The 22,903-nt window shown below is 70.0% G+C and carries 17 protein-coding genes; 7 read left to right on the forward strand and 10 right to left on the reverse strand.

Annotated elements, in window-relative coordinates:
- Positions 1-15: 15 nt before the first annotated feature.
- From CBM2594_RS04550 to hutU, 7 genes are all read right to left on the reverse strand, one after another.
- On the reverse strand, positions 16-612 hold the full coding sequence (locus CBM2594_RS04550; protein ID WP_116355804.1) for a helix-turn-helix domain-containing protein: 597 nt from the start codon (positions 610-612) through the stop codon (positions 16-18).
- 437 nt (positions 613-1,049) lie between these two features.
- Entirely contained in the window at positions 1,050-2,369 is a 1,320-nt protein-coding gene (locus CBM2594_RS04555; RefSeq protein ID WP_116355805.1) for a sigma-54-dependent transcriptional regulator, read from the reverse strand.
- Complete coding sequence (locus CBM2594_RS04560) at positions 2,359-4,338, reverse strand: sensor histidine kinase (protein ID WP_116355806.1); 1,980 nt, start codon at positions 4,336-4,338, stop codon at positions 2,359-2,361. The genes CBM2594_RS04555 and CBM2594_RS04560 overlap by 11 nt, the downstream gene beginning before the upstream one ends.
- A 164-nt stretch (positions 4,339-4,502) precedes the next feature.
- Entirely contained in the window at positions 4,503-5,813 is a 1,311-nt protein-coding gene (locus CBM2594_RS04565) for a dicarboxylate/amino acid:cation symporter (protein ID WP_116355807.1), read from the reverse strand.
- A gap of 654 nt (positions 5,814-6,467) precedes the next feature.
- Positions 6,468-7,460, reverse strand: coding sequence for a formimidoylglutamase (gene hutG, locus CBM2594_RS04570; RefSeq protein ID WP_116355808.1), 993 nt, complete (start codon positions 7,458-7,460; stop codon positions 6,468-6,470).
- Positions 7,457-8,758, reverse strand: coding sequence for an MFS transporter (locus tag CBM2594_RS04575; RefSeq protein ID WP_116355809.1), 1,302 nt, complete (start codon positions 8,756-8,758; stop codon positions 7,457-7,459). Before CBM2594_RS04575 ends, hutG begins: the two co-directional genes overlap by 4 nt.
- Positions 8,759-8,845: 87 nt before the next feature.
- On the reverse strand, positions 8,846-10,531 hold the full coding sequence (gene hutU / locus CBM2594_RS04580) for a urocanate hydratase (RefSeq protein WP_198048092.1): 1,686 nt from the start codon (positions 10,529-10,531) through the stop codon (positions 8,846-8,848).
- Positions 10,532-10,692: 161 nt separating this feature from the next.
- Here hutU and CBM2594_RS04585 point away from each other — a divergent pair, with 161 nt between their 5' ends.
- Positions 10,693-11,076 (forward strand): ArsR/SmtB family transcription factor, encoded by a 384-nt coding sequence (locus CBM2594_RS04585; protein ID WP_116355810.1) that lies wholly within the window; start codon positions 10,693-10,695, stop codon positions 11,074-11,076.
- Positions 11,073-12,155 carry an SRPBCC domain-containing protein gene (locus CBM2594_RS04590; protein ID WP_116355811.1) on the forward strand — a complete coding sequence of 361 codons (1,083 nt, stop codon included), beginning with the start codon at positions 11,073-11,075 and terminating at the stop codon, positions 12,153-12,155. Before CBM2594_RS04585 ends, CBM2594_RS04590 begins: the two co-directional genes overlap by 4 nt.
- A gap of 52 nt (positions 12,156-12,207) precedes the next feature.
- On the opposite strand, the gene hutC is transcribed toward CBM2594_RS04590, so the two are convergent.
- Both hutC and CBM2594_RS04600 read right to left on the reverse strand, forming a co-directional pair.
- Positions 12,208-12,930, reverse strand: a complete 723-nt coding sequence (gene hutC / locus CBM2594_RS04595; protein ID WP_116355812.1) for a histidine utilization repressor — start codon at positions 12,928-12,930, stop codon at positions 12,208-12,210.
- 69 nt (positions 12,931-12,999) lie between these two features.
- A complete protein-coding gene (locus CBM2594_RS04600; RefSeq protein ID WP_116355813.1) occupies positions 13,000-16,383 on the reverse strand; it encodes a diguanylate cyclase in 3,384 nt (1,127 codons plus the stop codon).
- 361 nt (positions 16,384-16,744) lie between these two features.
- Between CBM2594_RS04600 and CBM2594_RS04605 the strand changes: the two genes are divergently transcribed.
- On the forward strand, positions 16,745-17,149 hold the full coding sequence (locus CBM2594_RS04605) for a nuclear transport factor 2 family protein (protein WP_116355814.1): 405 nt from the start codon (positions 16,745-16,747) through the stop codon (positions 17,147-17,149).
- Positions 17,150-17,248: 99 nt separating this feature from the next.
- Entirely contained in the window at positions 17,249-18,136 is an 888-nt protein-coding gene (locus CBM2594_RS04610; protein WP_116355815.1) for a c-type cytochrome, read from the forward strand.
- Here CBM2594_RS04610 and CBM2594_RS04615 read toward each other — a convergent pair.
- Positions 18,133-19,236, reverse strand: a complete 1,104-nt coding sequence (locus CBM2594_RS04615) for an acyltransferase family protein (RefSeq protein WP_116355816.1) — start codon at positions 19,234-19,236, stop codon at positions 18,133-18,135. The two genes, CBM2594_RS04610 and CBM2594_RS04615, sit on opposite strands and share 4 nt — an antisense overlap.
- Before the next feature lie 341 nt (positions 19,237-19,577).
- On the opposite strand from CBM2594_RS04615, the gene CBM2594_RS04620 reads away from it, so the two are divergent.
- From CBM2594_RS04620 to CBM2594_RS04630, 3 genes are all read left to right on the forward strand, one after another.
- Positions 19,578-20,042, forward strand: a complete 465-nt coding sequence (locus CBM2594_RS04620) for a (2Fe-2S)-binding protein (RefSeq protein WP_116355817.1) — start codon at positions 19,578-19,580, stop codon at positions 20,040-20,042.
- Positions 20,043-20,056: 14 nt separating this feature from the next.
- Complete coding sequence (locus tag CBM2594_RS04625) at positions 20,057-22,315, forward strand: xanthine dehydrogenase family protein molybdopterin-binding subunit (RefSeq protein ID WP_116355818.1); 2,259 nt, start codon at positions 20,057-20,059, stop codon at positions 22,313-22,315.
- 260 nt (positions 22,316-22,575) lie between these two features.
- The gene (locus tag CBM2594_RS04630) at positions 22,576-22,863 is read left to right on the forward strand and encodes an ArsR family transcriptional regulator (protein ID WP_116357685.1); all 288 of its coding nucleotides are present in this window, start codon (positions 22,576-22,578) and stop codon (positions 22,861-22,863) included.
- Positions 22,864-22,903: the final 40 nt, after the last annotated feature.

Raw genomic sequence — 22,903 nt, forward strand, 5'->3', positions numbered from 1 at the left:
AGCCTCAGTGAGGACTCAGGCGGCGCGGCCCATCATCAGCTGCGCGCGCAGGAAGCCCTTGACCTCTTCGAGCGAGGGCGTCTTCAGGAACACCATGATGCCCCAGTGCTGCAGCGCATCGGCCACGCCTTCATAGGCCTGGCGGTTGGTGATCACCGCGAAGATCACGTGCTGGCTGGCGAAGAAGTTCTGCAGCTTCTCGACGGTGGCCGACTCGGTGTCGTTGAGTTCGTCGACGTAGTACAGCACCACGCGCGGATGCTCGCTGACCGAGGTGATGACGGTGTCGAGCACATCGTCGACCACCACGCTCTTGAGCGGAAGCCCCCATTTGCCAAGCTGGCTGTGGATGCGCTGTGCCTCCTGGTGGTTGGGGTGGAACACCACCAGGTCGAGCCCGTGCGGCGATGCCGACTCGGGCCCGATGCGCGTCGCCAGCAGGCGGTGCACGGTTTCCTTGTGGATGCGGCGATGGCCGCCGTTGGTCTTCCAGGCCCCCAGTTCGCCGCGCTCGACCATCTTCTGGACAGTGCCCAGCGAGACGTTGAGCAGTTTTGCCGCTGTACGCGTGCTGTAGTAAGGCTTTTCAGCCAGTGCCGGATCAAGTTTCATCCCATCACCCGTAGTCCATATGGCAGTCGCGCCGTCATGGCGCACGCGGCCCCTGGCACTGGCGCCGCGCGATTGTCACTGCCAATAGTTGACTGACCCTGTGTGCCCGGCCCGCTCCCCCGCCGGCCAGGCTGCTTTTTGTGGTTGTTTTGATCTTTTGCGCATTTCCAGCAAAGCGCAGCGGGATCCCAATGTATTGGATGTCTCGAATGCTGGATTTGCTGGAAGCTAATAATATGCCGCAATCGACAAAGTATCTGTAGGAAAAAACATAAATCTGCGAAGCTTTTGTTTCTTAACGCACATTGAGTGCCTTCTGATGACAACAGCGTTGTCAACGCAGACATGTTGGCGCCGCCGTGGTTCCCCAATGCACGGCAATGTCCGCAGCGGATGCTGAATTCAGCGAGCGCTTCAAAGCCGCTTCAAAGCCTGCGTCACAGGCCGTACTTGCGCACCTTGTCGAACAGCGTGGTCTTGGCCACGCCCAGCGCTTCGCTGGCGCGGCTGAGGTTGCCGTCGTGGCGGCGCATGGCGTCGGCAATCAGCGCGCGCTCGAACTGCTCGACCGCCTGCGCCAGCGGCAAGGCCGCGGGTGCGGCAGCGCCCTGGCCGGGGTTGCAGCCAAGGCCCAGCACATGGCGCTCGGCCAGGTTGCGCAGCTCGCGCACATTGCCTGGCCATGGGTAGGCCACCAGCGCCGACAGTTCCGCCGGCGTGGCCGGCACCGCGTCGCGCTCGAAGCGCAAGGCGGCCTGCGCGACGAAATGTTCGAACAATGCCGGCACGTCTTCGCGCCGCTCGCGCAGCGGCGGCAGTTCCAGCGTGATCACGTTCAGGCGGTAGTACAGGTCGGCGCGGAACTGGCCGGCATCGGACAGCGCGCGCAGGTCGGCCTTGGTGGCGGCGACCACGCGGGTGTTGACCGGCACCGGCTGGTTCGAGCCCAGGCGTTCCACCACGCGCTCCTGCAGCACGCGCAGCAGCTTGATCTGCAGCGGCATCGGCATGCTCTCGATCTCGTCGAGAAACAGCGTGCCGCCTTCGGCATGCTCGATCTTGCCGATGCGGCGGCGCGCGGCGCCGGTGAAGGAGCCAGCCTCGTGGCCGAAGATCTCGCTTTCGAACAGCTGCTCGGGCAGGCCGCCGCAGTTGATCGCGACGAAGTTGCGCGCGTGGCGCGGGCTGGCCTCGTGCAGGCAGCGCGCGACCAGCTCCTTGCCGGTGCCGGTCTCGCCGTGGATCAGCACGTTGGCATCGGTGCCGGCCAGGTCCGCGATCAGGCGCCGCAGCCGCTCGACCGCGGGCGAGTCGCCGATCAGGCGGGTTTCGAGTTTTTCGCGGCCGGCCAGCCGTTCTCGCAGTTCTGATACTTCCAGCGCGAGCCGGCGCTGCTCCAGCGCGCGCCGGGTGGCATCGACCAGCTGCTCGGGCGAGAACGGTTTTTCCAGGAAGTCGTAGGCGCCTTGCTTCATCGCCTGCACCGCCAGCCCCACGTCGCCGTGGCCCGTGATCATGATCACCGGCAGGGCGGGATCGCGCGCGCGCAGTTGCGCCAGCAGCGCCATGCCGTCCTGGCCGGGCAGGCGGATGTCGCTGACCACCACGCCGGCGTAGCCGGGGCCGGCCTCGCGCAGCGCGGCCTCGGCGCTGCCCACGCCGCGCGTGGCAATGCCCTCCAGGCGCAGCGCCTGCTCGCAGCCCAGGCGCACGTCGGCATCGTCTTCGACCACCAGTACCGTCAGTTCAGCCGGCATGTTCGGCATCCTGTGCGTTGGACTGCGGCGCCAGCGGCAGCACCAGCGTAAAGCAGGCGCCGCCGTCCGGATGGTTGGTGGCGGACAGGCTGCCGCCGTTCTCGTTGAGGATGCCGGCCGACAAGGTCAGGCCCAGCCCCAGCCCCTGCCCGGCGGGCTTGGTGGTGAAGAACGGTTCGAACAGCCGCGCGAAGGCTTCCTCGGACAGGCCGGTGCCGTTGTCGCGCACGGTCAGGTGGACCATGCCGCCGGCCACGTGCGCATGCAGCGCGATGCGCGGGGCAGGCTTGCCGGCCACCGCGTCGAGCGCGTTGCCGAGCAGGTTGACCAGCACCTGTTCCAGCCGGTTGGGGTCGCATACCACCGCCAGCGCGGGATCGATATCGCGCTGCAGCGCCGGCTGCACCGCGTCGACGCGGGTCTGCAGCAGGAACAGCGCGTTGTCCACCGCCTCGGCCAGCCGGGCCTGGCGCCCGCCGTTGCCGGGCTTGCGCGCGAACGACTTGAGCGCGCCGGTGATGCGGCCCATGCGCTCGACCAGGCCGATGATGGTGTCGAGGTTGGCGCGCACCGTGGCGTAGTCGCCGCGCTCGAGGAACTTGCCGGTATTGCCGGAGATGGTGCGCAGCGCCGCCAGCGGCTGGTTCAGCTCATGCGCGATGCCGGTCGACATCTGCCCGACCGCGGCCAGCTTGCCGGCCTGCAGCAGACCGTCCTGGGCCTGGCGCAGCACGGTCTCGGCGCGGATGCGCTCGGCGACCTCGGCCTGCAGGCGCTGGTTGGTGGTGGACAGGTCTGCGGTGCGCTCGGCCACCTTGCGCTCGAGCTCGCTGTTGGCCGCCTCCAGCGCCGCGCGCGCCGCCAGGCGCTCGTTGATGATGCGCCGGCGCACGTTCCAGGCGGCGCCCAGCAGCAGCACGAAGGCGGTCAGCACGCCGGCCAGCGCCGCGGAGTTGAGCGCGGCGACGCGCGCCTGCGAGGTATTGGTCAGCAGCGTCAGCTGCCAGTCGGTGCCGGGCAGCGCGGCATGCTGGGCCAGCATCGGCGGGCCGCGGCGCAGCCGCACCAGTTCGTCGCTGCTGCCGCCGCCGGTGCGGTCACTGCCATTGCCGTTGTCCAACTTGCGCACCAGGGCCAGCGGCAACTGCGGCAGCGGGGCGCGGTTGTACTGCAGGCTGCGCGCCAGCCGTTCGCGTGCCTCGGGCGACAGCGGTCGCAGCGCGGCCAGCTTCCACGACGGGTCCGAGGCCAGGATCACCACGCCGTTCTCGTCGGTCAGCAGCATCTGGCTGTCGGCGCCCTGCCAGCGGTTTTCGAGCGGCTCCAGGCCAATCTTGACCACCGCCACGCCCACCGGGTTGTCGCGCTCGCCCAGCGGCGCCGACAGGTAGTAGCCGGACTCGCTGCGCGTGGTGCCGACCCCGTAGAAGCGGCCCAGCTGGCCCTCCATCGCCGCGCGGAAATACGGGCGGAAGCTGAGGTCTTCGCCGAGGTAGCTGTCCGGGCGCTGCCAGTTGCTGGTGGCCAGCACCTTGCCGTGCGCATCCAGCACATAGATCACGCGCGTGCCGGCGCGGGTGTTGAGCGCGCTCAGGTATTCGTTGGCGCGCGCGCTGCGCGCGGCGTCGTCGGGGCGCAGCAGCAGCGCGGCGATGCGCTCGTCCAGCGACAGCAGGCCGGGCACGTAGTCGTAGTGCGCCAGCTCGCTTTCCAGCGCCTGCGTGTACAGCCGCAGCTGCACCTGGCCGCGTTCGGCCTGGCGCGCCAGCGCGGTGTCGTAGGTGTAGCGGTAGCCGAGCGCGCCGGCCAGCCCGACCAGCACGGCCAGCGCCAGCAGCGCCAGCAGCGGCGCGGCGCCGCGCAGGCCGTGGGGCAGGCGCGAGCCGTTGGCCGCCGGCGAGGCGGGGGCGGCAGGGCGGGCAGCGGTGGCGCGGGGGGTGTCGCCGGAAGGGTGTAGCGGGCCGGTCATCAGGTGTTGGGCGAGGCAGGTGGCAAAGCCGCCGCGCCGTCAATGGCTGAGCCTGGCGCGGGAGCCTACTTTTACCACACCAACGGGGGGTGCCGGCCGCCGCCATGCAAAAAGGCCCGGTTGCCTGATCGGCAACCGGGCCCTGGCACGCCTGGCGGTCGGTGTTACTTGGCCGCGAGGACCTGGGCAGGTGCCAGGCCGGTGGTGGTATCCGCGGCGGGTTCATCCTCCCCGGACGGTACCGGCGCGCCGATGGCGCCTTCGCTTTTGGCGACGACGGCGGTGGCAATCGCATTGCCGAGCACATTGGTCACGGTGCGACCCATGTCGAGTACGTGGTCGATGCCCAGCACCAGCAGGATGCCGGCCTCGGGCAGGCCGAACATCGGCAGCACGGCGGCGACCACCACCAGCGAGGCGCGCGGCACGCCGGCGATGCCCTTGCTGGTGACCAGCAGCACCAGCAGCATGGTGATCTGCTGGGTCAGCGACAGCTCGATGCCGTACACCTGCGCGACGAACAGCGCTGCAAACGAGGTGTACATGATCGAGCCGTCCAGGTTGAACGAGTAGCCCAGCGGCAGCACGAAGTTGGTGATGCGCTCCTTGACGCCGAAGTGGGTCAGCTGGTCGATCACCTTGGGGTAGGCCGACTCGCTGCTGGCGGTGGCGAAGCCGATCATCAGCGGCGCGCGCATCAGCTTGAGCAGGCGGAACACGTCGCGGCCCAGGAAGCAGTAGCCGCCGGCGATCAGCGCCACCCACAGCAGCGCCAGCGCCAGGTACAGGCTGCCCAGCAGCTTGGCGTACACCACCAGCACGCCCAGGCCCTGCGCGGTGATCACGGCCGCGATCGCGCCGAACACGCCCACCGGCGCGAACGCCATCACGTAGTTGGTGACCTTCAGCATCACCTGGCCCAGGCCTTCCACGCCCTGCAGCACCGGCTTGCCGACGCCGTCCTTGACCGTGCCCAGCGCAAAGCCGAAGAACAGCGAGAACACCACGATCTGCAGGATCTCGTTGTGCGCCATCGCCTCGACGAAGCTCTTCGGGAACATGTGCGCGATGAAGTCGCGCAGGTTCAGCGCGCCGGTCTTCAGGTTCGAGGTGGCGTCAGCCGCCGGCAGCGCCAGGTTCATGCCGTGCCCGGGCTCGAGCAGGTTGGCCATCACCAGGCCCAGCAGCAGCGAGGTGATCGAGGCGCCGATGAACCACATCATCGCCTTCATGCCGATGCGGCCCACGGCGCGGCCGTCGCCCATGCTGGCGATGCCGGCGACCAGCGTGGCAAACACCAGCGGCCCGATGATCATCTTGATCATCCGCAGGAACACGTCGGTCAGGATGGACAGGTGGTCCGCAATCGATTTGGCGGTGGCGGCGTCCGGCGCGAGGTTGTGCGCGGCGGTGCCGGCCAGCACGCCTAGCAGCATCGCAATGAAGATCAGGGTGGGCAGTCGATTCAGTTTCATCGTGGATCAGGCCTGTGCGACCGTTCCCGGTGGCGGGACGGGCGTCTGGGTATTGCAGGAAGGCAGGGCGGCGCCGGGGCGCCGGACCGGCCGTGGCTGGTTCAGCGCGGCAACAGGTGCCGGGGATGCGCCGGGATGGCGGCGGGGCTGGGCAAGGCAGGGTCGGTCATGGGTGTGTCCTCCTTTGTTTTTCGGCATCGGCCGGGACGCTGGGAGCGTGCCGGCGTACCTGTCTGGCGCTGTGAGCGGCGGCCTATATTGCACGCGGCGTGCCAGCTGACAGGGGCCTTTCGTGCTATGCAACCCGTTGAATTAAAAGGGGAAATTAATGTGACGCCGGCGCTTGGTTCGGGGATCCGGACGGGTGGCGCGAAGTAGCGTTCGGGAATCCGAACGGACGTCTAGGTGTAAACCCGAGGAATTGGGCAGTTCGGAAAGGGCTGAACGCGTCTGAACTGCCACCGGTTTGCTCCCCTCTCCCGCGCAGCGGGAGAGGGGCCGGGGGTGAGGGCGGGAGGGTCAAAGGCTGGGGCCAGTGGGGTAAAAACGTTGGCCCTGCTTGATGGGGTTCCTAGCTAAACCACCCCTCACCCCGGCCCTCTCCCCATGAGGGGAGAGGGAGTAAACAATCGTTTGCGGGGGGCAGCGGTTTTGTCAGCCGCCCAGCAGGCGGTAGCACAGCCTTGCCGCCACGCGGGCACCGCAGCCGTCGCGGTCGTACAGCGGGTTGAACTCGGCGATATCCGCCACGCGCAGCTTGCCGCTGTCGCGCAGCAGCGTGGCGATGGCCTCGACCACGGCCAGCGGCACGCCGTAGGCGGCCGGGGCCGAGACGCCGGGCATGACCGCGGCGGGCAGCACGTCGAGGTCGATGGTCAGGTAGACGTGGTCGGCGTCGGCGACCCAGCGCTCCAGTTCGGCCAGGCGCGCGTCGAGGTGGCGCTCCTGCATGTCGGTGTCCTCGACATGGCGCACGCCCAGCGCGTGCGCGCGCGCGAACAGCGCGGCGGTATTGGCGAGCCGGCTGACGCCCAGGCAGGCGTAGTCGAACGGCAGGCCGCGCTGGCGGCAGTCGGCGGCGATCTGGTCGAAGGGCGTGCCGGAGCTGCCGGGGCGGCTGCCGCGCAGGTCGAAGTGCGCGTCGAGGTTGACTACCAGCACGCGGCCGCGGTCGCCGCGCGCATCGAGGTGCATGCGCAGGCCCTGCCACGTGCCCCAGGCCACTTCATGCCCGCCGCCCAGCACCAGCGGCCACGCGCCCACCGCCAGCTCGGCGGCCACGGCTTGTCCGAGCCGCTGCTGCGCGGGTTCCAGCGCATCGCCTTCGCAGTGGATGTCGCCGCCGTCGATCAGTCGGCCGATGCCGTGCGCCGGCACGCCGGCCAGCGCGCGGCGCAGCTCGCGCGGGCCGCCGGCGGCGCCGGGACGGCCCTGGTTGCGCACCACGCCGGCATCGCAGCAGAAGCCCAGCAGCACCGGCACGCCGGGCGTACGCGGCGTGGCGGGTCCGGCGACGATCTCGAACAGGCGGCGGGTGTCGCCGGCCTCGCCGGCATCGCGGCGGCCGCGCCAGACCGTCTCGTGGCTATCTTGGGCGGCAGCGGCCGTTGCCGCCGCCGCCGGCGCGAAGTCTGCCAGGTCGCTCATTTCAGCCGGCGGCCCAGTGTTTCGGGGACCATCAGCAGGCCGAGCAGCGACACCAGGCCGCAGCCGATCACGTACAGCGCGGGCGCGTTGACGTCGCCGGTGGCCTGGATCAGCTGCGTCGAGAAGTACTGAGCAAAGCCGCCGAAGATGGCGATGGCGACGCAATAGGCAATCGACAGGCCGGTGGCGCGCAGGCGCTTGGGCAGCACCTCGCTGACCAGCACCATCGACGCCGGCGCGGTCATCGACATCGGCACCGACAGGCACGCCACCACCACCAGCAGCCGCGTCAGCGACGGTTCGGCATTGATCAGCACGAAGGCCGGGTAGACCATCGCCAGCAGCGCCACGCGCGACCACAGCACCACGGGCTTGCGGCCGACGCGGTCGGCCAGCCAGCCGGCGAACGGCGACAGCGCCACCTGCACCGCCGCGGCGACGCAGCCGGCCCAGATGCCGAGCGACAGCGGCATCTTCAGCACGCTGACGGCGTAGTTGCTGAGGTAGTAGACAACGATGTAGGTGGACGAGGCCAGGCCGATCATCAGCAGGATGCTGGCAAAGACCTCGCGCGCATGGCGGCGCAGCAGCGGCCATTGCGCGGCGTGCTCGCCGTGGTGCGCGGGCGTGGCGGTCTCTTCCAGGCGGCGGCGGATCAGCAGGCCGACCGGGATCACCAGGATGCCGATCAGGAAGGCCAGGCGCCAGCCCCAGGATTCCAGCTCGGCCGGGGCCAGCAGGTTGCTCAGCAGCAGGCCGGTGATGGCGCCCAGCAGCGCGGCCAGGCCCTGGCTGAACGGCTGCCAGGCGGTATAGAAGCCGCGCGTGCGGTCATCGGCGTACTCCAGCAGCAGCGCGGTCGAGGCGCCCATCTCGCCGCCGATGGCGAAGCCCTGCACCAGCCGCGCGACCACCACCATGACCGGCGCGAGGATGCCGACCTGCGCATACGGCGGCGTGACCACGAAGATCAGCGAGCTCAGGCCCATCAGCCACAGCGTCAGCGCCACCGCCGGCTTGCGGCCGGCACGGTCGGCATACATGCCGATCAGCAGGCCGCCGAGCGGACGCATCAGGAAGCCCACGCCAAAGGTGGCGAACGACATCAGCAATTGGCCGGTGGGGTTGTCGACCGGGAAGTAGAGCCGGCCGATCAGCGTGGCAAAGAAGCTGTAGACGACGAAATCGTAGAACTCGAGACCGTTGCCGATGGTGATGGCGGCAATCGCGCGCGTGCGCGACAGGGCGGGGGCGCCGGCAGCGCCATCGTAGGCGGGCGCGGTGATATTGGGTGGCATGCGTTTGTCTCCTGGGGAATGCGTCGGTTTGCGCCCCTCTCCCACGCCAGTGGGAGAGGGGCGCAAACACCGGGTGCTTGGCGCGGATCAGTCGCGCAGCATCGGCAGGTCCAGCCCCTGCTCGCGCGCGCAGTCGACGGCGATCTGGTAGCCGGCGTCGGCATGGCGCATCACGCCGGTGGCGGGGTCGTTGTGCAGCACGCGGGCGATGCGCGCGGCGGCTTCATCGGTGCCGTCGCATACGATCACCACGCCGGAATGCTGCGAGAAGCCCATGCCCACGCCGCCGCCATGGTGCAGCGAAACCCAGGTGGCGCCGCTGGCGGTGTTCAGCAGCGCGTTCAGCAGCGGCCAGTCGGAGACGGCGTCGGAGCCGTCCTGCATCGCCTCGGTTTCGCGGTTGGGGCTGGCGACCGAGCCCGAGTCCAGGTGGTCGCGCCCGATCACGACCGGTGCCGACAGCTCGCCGCTGCGCACCATCTCGTTGAACGCCAGGCCCAGCCTGGCGCGCAGGCCCAGGCCGACCCAGCAGATCCGCGCCGGCAGGCCCTGGAAGCTGATGCGCTCGCGCGCCATGTCGAGCCAGCGGTGCAGGTGCGCGTCATCGGGGATCAGTTCCTTGACCTTGGCGTCGGTCTTGTAGATGTCCTGCGGGTCGCCCGACAGCGCGGCCCAGCGGAACGGGCCGATGCCGCGGCAGAACAGCGGGCGGATATAGGCGGGCACGAAGCCGGGGAAATCGAAGGCATTGGCCACGCCTTCTTCCTTGGCCATCTGGCGGATGTTGTTGCCGTAGTCGAAGGTCGGCACGCCCAGCTTCTGGAAGTCCAGCATGGCGCGCACGTGCGCGGCCATCGACGCCTTGGCGGCCTTCACCACCACGGCCGGCTCGCGCTGCGCGCGCTCGCGGTATTCGTCCCAGCTCCAGCCGGCGGGCAGGTAGCCGTTGAGCGGATCGTGCGCGCTGGTCTGGTCGGTGACCATGTCGGGGCGCACGCCGCGGCGCACCAGCTCGGGCAGCACCTCGGCGGCATTGGCGCACAGCGCGATCGAGATCGCCTTGCCCTGCGCGGTGTAGCGGTCGATGCGGGCCAGCGCGTCATCCAGGTCGGTGGCCTGCTCGTCGACATAGCGCGTCTTCAGGCGGAAATCGATGCGGCTTTGCTGGCATTCGATATTGAGCGAGCAGGCGCCGGCGAGAGTCGCCGCCAGCGGCTGCGCGCCGCCCATGCCGCCCAGGCCCGCGGTCAGCACCCAGCGGCCCTTCAGGTCGCCGTGGTAGTGCTGGCGGCCGGCTTCGACGAAGGTTTCATACGTGCCCTGCACGATGCCCTGGCTGCCGATGTAGATCCAGCTGCCGGCGGTCATCTGGCCGTACATGGCCAGGCCTTTGGCGTCGAGCTCGTTGAAGTGCTCCCAGCTGGCCCAGTGGGGAACCAGGTTGGAGTTGGCGATCAGCACGCGCGGGGCGTCGCGGTGGGTGCGGAACACGCCGACCGGCTTGCCCGATTGCACCAGCAGGGTCTGGTCGTCTTCCAGCCGGGTCAGGGCTTCGACGATGCGGTCATAGCATTCCCAGTTGCGCGCGGCGCGGCCGATGCCGCCGTAGACCACCAGCTCCTTCGGGTTCTCCGCCACCTCGGGGTCGAGGTTGTTCATCAGCATGCGCAGCGGCGCCTCGGTCAGCCAGCTTTTGGCCGTCAGCTTGCTGCCGCGCGGGGCGCGGATTTCGGTGTCGCGGAAACGCGTGGGTTGGGTGGGGATCTGGGTCACGGGAAACTCCTTCGGTCTTGCGGGTCTGGAACGCGCCTTGGTCAACGCCTAGGCATGTATATTCCTGTATATACAAGTACGTATGAATCGGGGTAATCCCGGAGAGTGCGGCCAGCAGGGTTCGCCTTGACTTTCATTTAACCAACACGTTAAATGAACCCATGCCAACCCAGCCCGATCCCCTCACCACCATCTTTGCCGCCCTGGCCGACCCCACCCGTCGCGCGATCCTTGACCGGCTTGCGCAAGGGGATGCACCGGTCAGCGAGCTGGCGCGGCCGTTCGCGATGTCCGCTCCGGCGATCTCCCGGCACCTGCGCGTGCTTGCCGATGCCGGGCTGATCGAGCGCGAGGTCAGCGCGCGCTGGCGCATCTGCCACCTGCGCGCCGATCCGCTGCGCGATGCGCGCGACTGGCTGGAGGCCTATCGCCGCCATTGGGAAGGCAACCTGGACCGCCTCGTCGAATTTGTCGAGCGTACCCACGCCGCCGGTGTCGGCGCAGACACCGGTCATGCAACCAAGGACCAAGGGAACCAATCATGAGCGAAGCCGCTACCTTCCAGCTGGAAATGACCCGCTTCATCCGCGCGCCGCGCGAGCAGGTGTTCGATGCGCTGACAGACCAGGCAGCGCTGGCGGTGTGGCACTGCCCGCGCGGCATGGGCGTGATCGAGGCCAGCGCCGACGCCCGCGTGGGCGGCAAGTACCGCATCGTGATGGCCGGCCGCGACGGCTCCAGGCATGCCGTGCACGGCGAGTACCAGGTGATATCGCGCGCTGACTTCCTCGCCTATACGTGGCAGGCGGAAGCCGGCCCCATGCCGCCGGATCTCAAGACGCTGATCGAGGTCACGCTGACGGCGCAGGACGGCGGCACGCACCTGCACATGCGGCATAGCGGCTTCCCGGACACGCCGTCGCGCGATGCGCACGCGACCGGCTGGCAGTCGGTGTACAACCGCCTGGTCGACTACCTGGACCCGAGCGGCAGCGCGGCGACGGTGGTCGTTATCGGCGATCCGCGCAGCAGCTATTGCCGCACGGTGCGCATGGCGCTCGCGGAAAAGGGCGTGGCCTATACGCTGAAGCCGTTGCCGCCGCATTCACCGGAAGTGCTCGCGCTCAATCCGTACGGCCGCATCCCGGTGCTGTGCGATGGCCCGATCTCGTTCTACGAGACCCGCGCCATCCTCGGCTACATCGACGATGCCTTCGACGGGCCCAGCCTGCTGCCGCAGGGACGTCCATCGGCGCAGGCGCGCGGCGAGCAGTGGATCAGCCTGATCAACGCCCATGCCTACGATGCGATGATCCGGCGCTACGTGCTGCAATACCTCTTCCCGAAGGGCGCAAACGGCCAGCCGGACCGCGCGGTGATCGACGCCGCGCTGCCGGAGATCGCCCGGCATCTGCAGGTGCTCGAGCAGGTGTACGGCGACCGCAACTACCTGGTCGGCACGGCGCTGTCGATGGCGGACCTGTTCCTGGCGCCGATCCTCGCCTATGTGGGCATGTTCCCCGAGGGGGCAGACCTGCTGGAAAAATGCCCGAACGTGCGGCGCGCGCAGGCGGCGATGCGCGAGCGGCCGAGCTTCGCCGCCACGCAGCCGCAGCTTGGCTGAAGCACGGCAGGCGTCATGGTGAAGCCGGATGGCCGCCGGGCCGCTGCAAGGCCTAGGACGTGAACCGGCCTTCCAGCCGATGCAGCGATCCCGGATGCACCAGCCGCACCGACGTCACCACACGACCGGCTGACCAGGTGCGGCGGCGGATCAGCAGGCACGGCTCGCCGCGTTCGATGGCGAGCAGCTCGCACTCTTCCGGCAGCGCCAGCACGGCCTCGCCCACATGCTCGCCCTCGGTCAGCGGGGCGATGCGCGACAGGTACTGGTAAGGGGTTGCGCTGGCGAAGTCCTGCTTCAGGTAGTCCGGCGCGACCACGGCGTTGACATAGCGGTCCTCCAGCTGGATCGCGACGTCATCCTCGTAGTGGACGATCACCGAACGGAACACCCGCGCCTCCGGCGCAACCTCCAGCGCCGCGGCCTGCGCCGGACCGGCGCGCTCCGCCTCCAGGCTGACCACGCGGGCGCGATGGCGGTGCCCGCGCGCGGCGATGTCTTCGGCGATATTGTTGACCGCGTACAGCGCGGTGCGCCGCTTGGGCTCGGCGACGAAGGTGCCGACCCCCTGCAGCCGCACCAGCATGCCCTCGGCGGTCAGCTCGCGCAGCGCGCGGTGCACGGTCATGCGGGAGACGCCCAGCGCCTCGACCAGCTCGGTCTCGGACGGCACGCGGTGATGGGGCGGCCAGCTGCCGTCAGCGATGCGGCTGCTGATGTGTTGCTTGACGCGCGCGTACAGCGGCGCCGGCATCGGGTCGGACACGAGCGACAACGGGTTCCCCTTGGGTTCGGCCAGGCGGCCATGCGACAGGCGCCGAGAGTATCACGGTGACGCGCCCCGCTACGACGCCTGCGTATTGCGCTGCGCGTAGCCGGCCAGGAATACGTCCAGCGCCACCGGCCGCCCGATCGCATAGCCCTGCGCATAGTCCACGCCGATCGCGCGCAGCGCGTCGAGGGTGCGTTCGTCCTCGACCCACTCCGCCACCGTGCGCACGCCCAGCCGGTGGCCGATGTCGTTGATCGAGCTGACGATCTCGCGGTCCACCGCGTTGTCGGCCAGTTGCCGGATAAAGCTGCCGTCGATCTTCAGGAAGTCCACCGGGAACTGCTTCAGGTAGGCGAACGACGACAGCCCCGAGCCGAAGTCGTCCAGCGACACCGTGCAGCCGGCGCGTCGCATCTCCGCGACCAGGCGGTTGGCCGCGGCCATGTTGTTGATCAGCGCGGTCTCGGTGATTTCCAGCCGGATGCGATGGGCGGGCAGCGCGCTGGCTTCGAGCTCGGCATGCAGGAACGGCAGCAGGAAGGGCTCGCCCAGCGAGTTGGCCGACAGGTTGATCGATACCGAAAGCCCCGGCACCGCGCGCAGCCGTTCGCCATAGCCGCGCAGCACGTTGCGGATGACCCAGCGGTCGACGTGGCCCATCAGGTCGTAGCGCTCGGCCGCCGGAATGAAGGCGCCGGGCAGGATCAGCTCGCCGTGCTCGTCGACCATGCGCACCAGGATCTCGATATGGCGGTGGGCGCTGCCGTCTTCGTTCTGTTCCGGCTGCAGCGCGCGGATCTCCTGCGCGAACAGGCGGAAGCGGTTGGCCTCCAGCGCCGAATGGATGCCGGCGGCCACTTCCAGCTCGCGGTGGTGGCGGCGCGCGTCGCTCTCGTCGCGGCGGTAGACCGAGACCCGGCTGCGGCCCGCGGCCTTGGCGGCGTAGCAGGCCACGTCGGCGCGGCTCATCAGCTCGCTGACCGGCGGCACGTCGAGGTCGATGGCGGCGATGCCAATGCTGGCCCCGACGTCGTACACGCGCCCCTCCCACGGGAAGCGGCGCCCGCGGATGGCGTCGATCACGCCCTGGCAGACCTGCTCGGCCTGGTCGACGGTGCAGTCCTTGAGCAGCAGCGCGAATTCGTCGCCGCCCAGGCGCGCCAGCACGTCGTCGGGGCGCACGTGGTTGCGGATCAGGTAGCCCAGCTCGCGCAGCAGCACGTCGCCGGCGCCGTGGCCGGCGGTGTCGTTGACGATCTTGAAGCGGTCCAGGTCGATAAAGCACAGCGCCGCGCGATGGCCGTGCAGCCGCGCCGCTTCGCACGACTCGCGCAGGCGCTTCTCGAACCAGGTGCGGTTGGGCAGCCCGGTCAGCGCGTCGTGCATGGCCGAGCGCGCCAGCTCGCGCTGCAGCGCGCGTGCGGTGGTGATGTCCTGGAACACCAGCACCGCGCCCAGCACCTCGCCGCGCGCGGTCAGCACCGGCGCGGCCGAGTCCTGCACGTCGTGGCGCTCGCCGGTCAGGCTCTGCAGCACCGCGCCTTCCTGCAGGTAGGCCGGCGTGAGCGTGCGCAGGCACGCCTCGACCGGGCTCGGGATGGGCTCGCCGGTAGCCTCGTCGACGATGCGGAAGACCCGTTCCAGCGGCAGCCCGGTGGCGGCGGCCATGGTCCAGCCGGTCAGCTGTTCCGCGATCGGGTTCATGAAGGTCACGTGCATGGTGGCGTCGGTGCAGATCACCGCATCGCCGATCGAGCGCAGCGTGATCTGCAGGCGCTCCTTCTCCTCGAACAGCGCCTCGGTCAGGCGCCGCTGCTCGGTGATGTCCCAGTTGGTGCCGACCAGTGCGTGCGCGGTGCCGTCGGCGGTGCGGGCCACCATCGCCATGGCGCGCACGTGGCGTACCTCGCCGCCCGGGCGCACGATGCGGTATGCGGTGTCGAACGCAGCCTCGCCGCGGATGGCCCGGCGCATCTCGGCTCGCACGCGGCCGATATCGTCGGGATGCAGCAGCGCGATCCATTGCTGCGCCAGCGGCGTGCCGCCGGCCGGATCGGTGCCGTGCAGCGCGTGCATGCGCGCATCCCAGGAAATGCCGGCGCTGGCCAGATCCCATTCCCAGATGCCCACGCCGCCGGCCTCCACCGCCAGCTGGATGCGCCGCGACAACCGTTCCAGCTCTTGCTGCGCCAGCTTGCGCGCATGGATGTCTTCCACCTGCGTAATGAAATGCTGCGGCGCTCCGGTCTGCTCGTCGCGCACCAGCGAAACCGCCAGCAGCACCCAGCGGTAGTGGCCGTCCTTGTGGCGGTAGCGCTTTTCCAGCCGGTAGGCCTCGACCTTGCCGGACAACAGGTTGGCGACCTGGCGCAGGTCGCCGGTCAGGTCGTCGGGATGGGTCAGCTGCTGGTAGCTCAGCTCGCGCAGTTCGGCCGCGCTGTAGCCCAGCAGCTCGGTCATGGCGCGGTTGACGGTCTGCCAGCGGCCATCCATGTCGACCAGTGCCATGCCGATCGCCGAATGCTCCATGGCCTGGCGAAAGCGCTTGTCGCTGCTGCGCAGGCTGGCGCGGCCGTGCCGGTTCTGCTCGGTCAGGTAGGCGATGCAGACCGGCAGCACCATGATCACCGCGGCCGACAGCGGCACCGCTTCATGGCGATGCGACAGCAGCATCAGCGCCTGCAGGCACAGCGTGGCCACCAGCGCCAGCAACGCGGTGGCAAACGGGTTGCCGGCCAGCGCCAGCAGCACCAGCGGCAGCGACATCGCGGCGAACGGGTCGTGCCCCTGCCACTGCGCCAGGCTGCCGATGGCCAGGCTCAGCGCCAGCGCGCCCGCTTGCGGCGCCAGCATCGGCCGCGCGGCGGCGGCGCGCACCCGCACCGCGGTCATCGACAGCATCAGCGGCAGCAGCAGCGCCATGCCCAGCGCGCTGGCCTGCCACCACGTCCACCATACCGAAGCGAAGCGGCTGCCCTCGACCGCGGCGATGGCTGCGGCCCCGGCGCTGGCCCCGACCATCGGCGCCACGATGCCGCCCGCCGCCAGCATCACCGCGAACGCGGCCAGCGGACCGTGGCGTCCGGTAAAGCCCTGGCGGTCCAGCAGGCGCATCAGCAGCAGCGCGGACAGCATCTCCGCCAGGTTGGCGCCGGTCAGCATCAGCGCCGTACCGACGCTGTCGCCCGCGCCGTGGTTGGCCAGTACGCTCGCCACCAGCATGCCGGCCAGCAGCCACGGCCCTTCAGCGCGCGGCCGGTGCAGCAGCAGGCCCAGCCCGAACGCATTGGGCAGCCATACCGACGCCACCGTACCCGGCAGCCGCGCCAGCCACAGCGCCGCCGCCGCCAGCACGAAGTAGGCGGCACCGGCCAGCAGCAAGGGCAGCCAGCGGCGCGGCGTGGCGGAAGGGGCTGGAGCGGCCGGGGGGCTCGGCGGGGCCGTGTCGGGCGTCATGGAAGAGAACGTGGCAAAGGCAGTGCGATGGCGGTGGGAAGGAGGCGGCGTGGCCGGCGCGCCCGGCGGCATGCCCCCGAAACGCCCGGACAGACTGCCGCCCAGCGTAGGGGCAATGTAGCGAGGATAAGCGCACGGTCATCGGCAGGACAGGGGGCAGGTTGGGGGGTTACTTGCCGCTGGTGTTGGGGGCGATTTTTTGGTAGGGGGTGGCAATCCCTGCACGACCCGGTGGTCCGCCATGCCGGTATCCGCGCCCATAACCTCCCCGGTAATCGCACCGCCGCGCCTCAGCGCCGATCATGCAGCCATGGCCTGACGCCAGGCCCAGAGCTTGATCCCCAACCCCAAGGAGAACGCCATGACCGCTGCCACCCCCGCCCAGTCCCCCCAGGTCGAACACGCCGCCACCCTCGCCGACCGCTACCTCGCGGCCTGGAACGAGACCGATGCCGCGCGCCGGCGCGAGCTGATCGCGGCGGCGTGGACGGAAACGGCGAGCTATGTGGATCCGCTGATGCGGGGCGACGGCCATGCCGGCATCGATGCGATGATCGCCGCGGTGCAGGCGAAGTTTCCCGGTTTCCGCTTTACCCGCGTGAGCCCGGTCGATGCGCACGGCGAGCACCTGCGTTTCAGCTGGGAACTCGGTCCCGCCGGCGAAGCGGCGCTGGTGGTCGGCACCGACTTTGCCACCGTGTCGGCCGATGGCCGGCTGGCGCGCATGACCGGCTTTATCGACCGGGCCCCGGCCGGGCTGGCCTGAGCGCGGCCGGCGCTGCCGCTATGTGGCCTTTCCCACCGACAGCCCCCCGTGCCCTGGCCGCAAGCTGCGGCATCCAGTGCGGCGGACAGGGGAAGGCAAATGGCGCGATTTCTGCGGATGGCGGCATGGGGGCTTGCCGGCACGGCTGTCGTCGTGGCCGCCGTGGCGTACGGCGCGGCATGGGTCGGCGAGCGCAAGGCGCAGCGCATCGTTGAGGTGCAGGTCGCGCCGGTCGCCATCCGCGAGGATCCTGCCGCCATCGCCCACGGCAAGTACCTGTACGAATCGCGCGGCTGCATGGAATGCCATGGCGCCGGCGGGGGCGGCAAGCAGGTGATCGACGACCCCGGCGGCCTGCGCGTGCGCGCGCCGGACCTGACCCGCGCCAATCCGGACATCGCCGCCTACCAGCCGGTGGACTGGGTGCGCAGCATCCGCCATGGCGTGGCGCCCTCGCTGCGTCCGCTGCTGGTGATGCCCAGCGAAGACTACAACCGGCTGAGCGATGAGGACCTGGGCGCGCTGATCGGCTACCTGCGCAGCCTGCCCGCGGCGATGGGCGCGCCCGCCGAGATCATCATGCCGTGGCAGGTGCGCGCGCTGTATGGGGTGGGGGTGGTGAAGGACGCGGCGTCCCGGATCGACCACAGCCTGCCGGCGCAGCCGGCGCTGGTGCCCGAGCCGACGCCGCGCTATGGCGCCTACGTGGCCAATGTCTGCCTGGGATGCCACGGGCCGGCGTTCCGCGGCGGCAAGATCCCGGGGGCGCCGCCCGACTGGCCCGCCGCGGCGGACCTGCGCCCGGTGCCGGGCGGGGCGATGGCGCGCTACGGCGAGCCCGGCGCGTTCATCGAGATGATGCGCAGCGGCAAGCGCCCCGACGGCACCGCGCTCAGCCGGGTGATGCCGTTCGATTCCTTCGGGCGCATGAACGATACCGAGCTGACCGCCCTGTACCTGTTCCTGGCGGGTTTGCCGCAACACTAGCCGCGTGCCAGCCGCCGCCCGGCGGCGATGCCGGGCAGCTCGACCCAGCGGTGCAGCAGCCAGGCCAGCGCCAGCGCCAGGCCGGCGTCGATGGCAAAGCGCAGCAGCTGCATGGCGGTCTGGTCCGCGCCCAGTTCTGGCATCAGCCGCTTGACCGCTTCGATCACGGTGGGATGGGTCAGGTAAAGCGCATAGGACAGTTCGCCCAGCCAGATCAGCGCGCGCGGCACGCGCAGCATGCCGGTGTGCTCGGCGGCGACCACGCCTGCCACCAGCAGCGCAGCCGGCAGGCCGCGTCCCGCCAGGCTGAAATCCGGCCCGACCAGCGGCAGCGACAGCACGAACGCCGCGCTGCCGATCGCCAGCAGCGCCAGCGCCAGCACCGGCGTCAGCAAATGGCGCCAGCGCGCGTAGGCCCACGCCAGCCCGCAGCCCAGCAGGAACTCAAGCACCAGCGGATTGCTGGCCATGGCCAGCCACGGCGCCGCGAACGGATAGCCCTGCGCGGGATCGGCCACCAGCGTGCCGAAGCGCCACCACGGCAGCGCCAGCGTGCACAGCGCGAACACGCCCAGCACCACCAGCAGCGCGCGCCGCCCGGCCAGCAGCAGCCCGAGCGCAAACGCCGCGTAGAACGCCAGCTCGTAGTTGAGCGACCAGCCCACGTACAGCGCCGGATAGCCGTAGTAGGGGGCATGGCCGGTGGAAGTCGGCAGGAACGCCAGCGACGCGGCGAACAGCGCCGGCGTGACCGGGTTGAGCAGCAGCGCATGGATGGCCGACATGGTCCAGTACGGCGGCGCCAGCCGGCACAGGCGCCGGATCATGAAGCTGAGCGGACGCTCCGGGCGGGGCCGGGCCAGCACCGCGACCCAGGCGATGATGAAGCCGCTGATGACGAAGAACACGTCGACGCCGACATGGCCGCGCTTGATCACGTTGTGGGTCAGCCAGTTCAGCACCGGCGCGTTGCTGCCGCCCAGCGTAAGCCCGGAGTGGTAGACCACCACCAGCGCCGCGGCCAGCCCGCGCAGCGCCTGGATGCTGTCGAGCCGCGCCACGGTGTGCGACTGTGCCGCGCGGGCGCGGGCCGCTGGCAACGCGGCCGTGCCGGGTGCGGCAGCGGCGTTCGGGGCCGGGGCGGTGCCGGCTGCGGGAAACGAATTATCTGGAATAGTCGATGGCACTGTTTCGGCGGCGGGAATCGGGGCGCTACGGGAACACAACGGGAACGCACCGGGATCCGCCGGGATCGCAAGGCAATCCATGAGGGACAGCCGTTCCTTGCACAAAGTTCGTGCAACCGGCGCCGGCGGGCACGGTAGGGCGCAAAGCGCCCGGCAAGGTGCCGGAAATTGCACTATCCTCACTTGTCCGTTGCGCCGGGCTGCGGCGCAAAGGCAATGACCAGCGGGCAACGTACCCAAGGAGTGTCCCCCACATGACCACCCTCTCCATCAACGTCAACGGCAAGACCCGTGAAGTCGACGTGGACCCGTCCACGCCGCTGCTGTGGGCGCTGCGCGACAACCTCGCAATGACCGGCACCAAGTTCGGCTGCGGCATGGCCGCGTGCGGGGCCTGTACCGTGCATGTCAACGGCCAGGCTACGCGCAGCTGCGTGACGCCGGCCTCGGCGGTTGCCGGTGCGCGCATCACCACCATCGAAGGCATCGGCACCGACCGCGTCGGGCGCGCGGTGATGGATGCCTGGCTCAAGCACGATGTCGCGCAATGCGGCTACTGCCAGAACGGCCAGGTGATGAGCGCCGTCGGCCTGCTGCGCAGCAAGCCGCGGCCCACCGATGCCGACATCGACCAGGCCATGGCCGGCAACCTGTGCCGCTGCGGCACGTACCAGCGCATCCGCGCGGCGATCAAAGACGCCGCCCGCGCGCTGGCCTGAGCGGGAGAACCGATATGCGTATCCGAGGCATCGAAGCCCTGGCCGGCGGCCAGGCAGGCAATAGCGGCGAAGCCCGTGCGGACGCCGGCGTGGCGACGCTGGACCGCCGCAGCTTTCTCAAGCTGACCGGGCTGGCCGGCGGCGGGCTGGCGCTGGGCGTGGCGCCGCTGGGGCAGGCGCAGGAGGGCGGCAAGCCCAAGGCGCCGCCGGCAGCGCCGCAGGCGTTCCTGGTCATCGCGCCGGACAACACCGTGACCGTGGCGGTGAACCGGCTGGAATTCGGCCAGGGCGTGCATACCGCGCTGCCGATGGCGCTGGCCGAAGAGCTGGATGCCGACTGGCGCAACGTGCGCGCGGCGCTGGCCCCGGCGGGAGACCCGTACAAGGACCCCGCCTTCGGCATGCAGATGACCGGCGGCTCCACCGCGCTGAACCACTCGTTCCAGCAGTACCGCGAACTCGGCGCGCGCGCCCGCGCGATGCTGGTCGCGGCCGCGGCGCAGAAATGGAAGGTCGACCCGGCCAGCTGCAGGGTCGAGCAGGGCGTGGTCACCTCCGGCAGCCAGCGCGCCACCTTCGGCGAACTGGCGCCGGCGGCGATGGAGCTGCCGGTGCCGCAGCAGGTCACGCTGAAGGACCCGGCGCAGTTCCGCATCGTCGGCAAGCCCACGCCGCGGCTGGATGCGCGCGGCAAGATGGAGGCGACCACGCCGTTCGGCATCGATACCCAGCTCAAGGGCATGGTGGTGGCCGTGGTCGCGCGCCCGCCGCGCTTTGGCGGCAAGGTGAAAAGCTTCGGCGCCGACAAGGCCCGCGCGGTGCCGGGCGTGCGCGGCGTGCTGCAGGTGCCGGTCGACCGCGGCGGCAGCGGCGTGGCGGTGATCGCCAGCGGCTACTGGCCCGCCAAGATGGGCCGCGATGCGCTCGAGGTCCAGTGGGAAGACGCGGGCTCGAAGGTATCGTCGCAGGCCCTGTTCGACGAATACTCGAAGCTGGCCGCCCAGCCCGGCACCGTCGCGCGCGCGGGCGAGGGCGATATCGCCGCGGCCATCAACGGCGCCCCGCGCAAGATCGAGGCCGACTTCCGCTTCCCGTACCTGGCGCACGCGCCGATGGAGCCGCTGAACTGCACGCTGCAGCCCGAGGTCGCCGGCGGCAAGGTGCAGTCGGTCAGGGTCTGGGTGGGTTCGCAGTTCCAGACCGTCGACCAGGCCGCGGTGGCGCGCACGCTGGGCCTGGCGCCGGACAAGGTGGTGCTCACGACCATGATGGCCGGCGGCGGCTTCGGCCGGCGCGCGGTGCCCACCGCCGACTACATCGTCGAAGCGGCCAACGTGCTCAAGGCGTGGGTTGCGGCGGGCCACAGCGAGCCGCTCAAGGTGGTGTGGAGCCGCGAGGACGATATCCGCGGCGGCTACTACCGCCCGCTGCACCTGCACCGCGCCCGCATCGGGCTGGATGCGCAGGGCAAGGTGGTGGGCTGGCAGCACACCATCGTCGGCCAGTCGATCCTGAAGGGCACGCCGTTCGAGCCGTTCATGGTCAAGAACGGCGTCGACGCCACCATGACCGAAGGCATCGTCGAGAACGACTACGGCCTGCCGCTGCAGATGTCGGTGCACCACCCGCAGGTCGACGTGCCGGTGCTGTGGTGGCGCTCGGTCGGCAATACGCATACCGCCTTCGTCAAGGAAACGCTGGCTGATGAGATCGCTGCCGCCGCGAAGCAGGACCCGGTGGCATTCCGCCTGGCGCGGCTCGACGAGAAGAAGCACGCGCGCCATCGCGCCGCGCTGCAGCTGGCGGTGGACAAGTCCGGCTACGGCAAGCGCAAGCTGCCCAAGGGCCATGCCTGGGGCGTGGCGGTGCATGAGTCGTTCAGCACCGTGGTGGCCTATGTGGTCGACGTCTCGCTGGTGAAGGGCGAGCCGCGCGTGCACCGCGTGACCGCCGGCGTGCATGCCAACCGCGTGGTCAACCCGATGTCGGCCGAGGCCCAGATCCAGGGGGCGTGCGTGTTCGGGCTGGCCATGACCAGGCCTGGGTTTGCCATCGAGATCGAGAACGGCGCGGTGAAGAACAGCAACTTCCCCGACTATCCGCCGCCGCGCATCACCGACGCGCCGGTGGTGGACGTGTTCTTCGTGCCGTCGCAGGACAACCCCACCGGGCTGGGCGAGCCCGGCGTGCCGCCGATCGCGCCGGCGGTGGCCAATGCGCTGTTCACGCTGACCGGCAAGCGCCAGCGGCAGTTGCCGTTTGTGATGGCCTGAGCGCGGCCGGGCAACTTGGTGCACGGGGCGGATAAGCGGCCGTAGCGCCTATCCGCCCCGGTGGCGTGCCTGCGGCCTGTTGTAATCGCGCCAGTGCTGCCACGGCCGTGGCAGCACCCTATTGCCTTTGCGGGGCGAGCCGCGTAGAACGGGAAAAACCGCGCGCGCAACGCAGCGCGGCAGCAATGACCCCCGCATCGCCCCCGAACGCCGCGCCTCGCCCGGCCCCGGGAGCCGTGCCCGGAGACCGAGGTGTGATCATGGAGACCCAGGAAAGTACGCTGACGCTTGCGCTGATGACCCAGCCGGCGCGCATCCGCATCTGCCGCGCGCTGCTGGATGCCGGCGACGCCGGGCTGCCGGCCACCGACCTGGCGCAGGTGGCCCGACTGAGCCTGGGCCGTGCCGGCCATGTCTTCCAGGAGCTGGTGCAGGCCGACGTGCTGGCGCTGTCGATCCAGGAGCGGCGGGTCTGCTATGTGCTGAAGGCGCGCCGCGCCGTCACCGAAGCGCTGGGCTATATCGACGCCAGCGGGCTGGCCGACTGACCCCACGCAGAACGGGCCCCGCGGGGCCCGTTTGCTTTGG

Origin of the sequence: Cupriavidus taiwanensis, from assembly GCF_900249755.1 — a bacterium.
Taxonomy (GTDB): Bacteria; Pseudomonadota; Gammaproteobacteria; order Burkholderiales; family Burkholderiaceae; genus Cupriavidus; species Cupriavidus taiwanensis_D.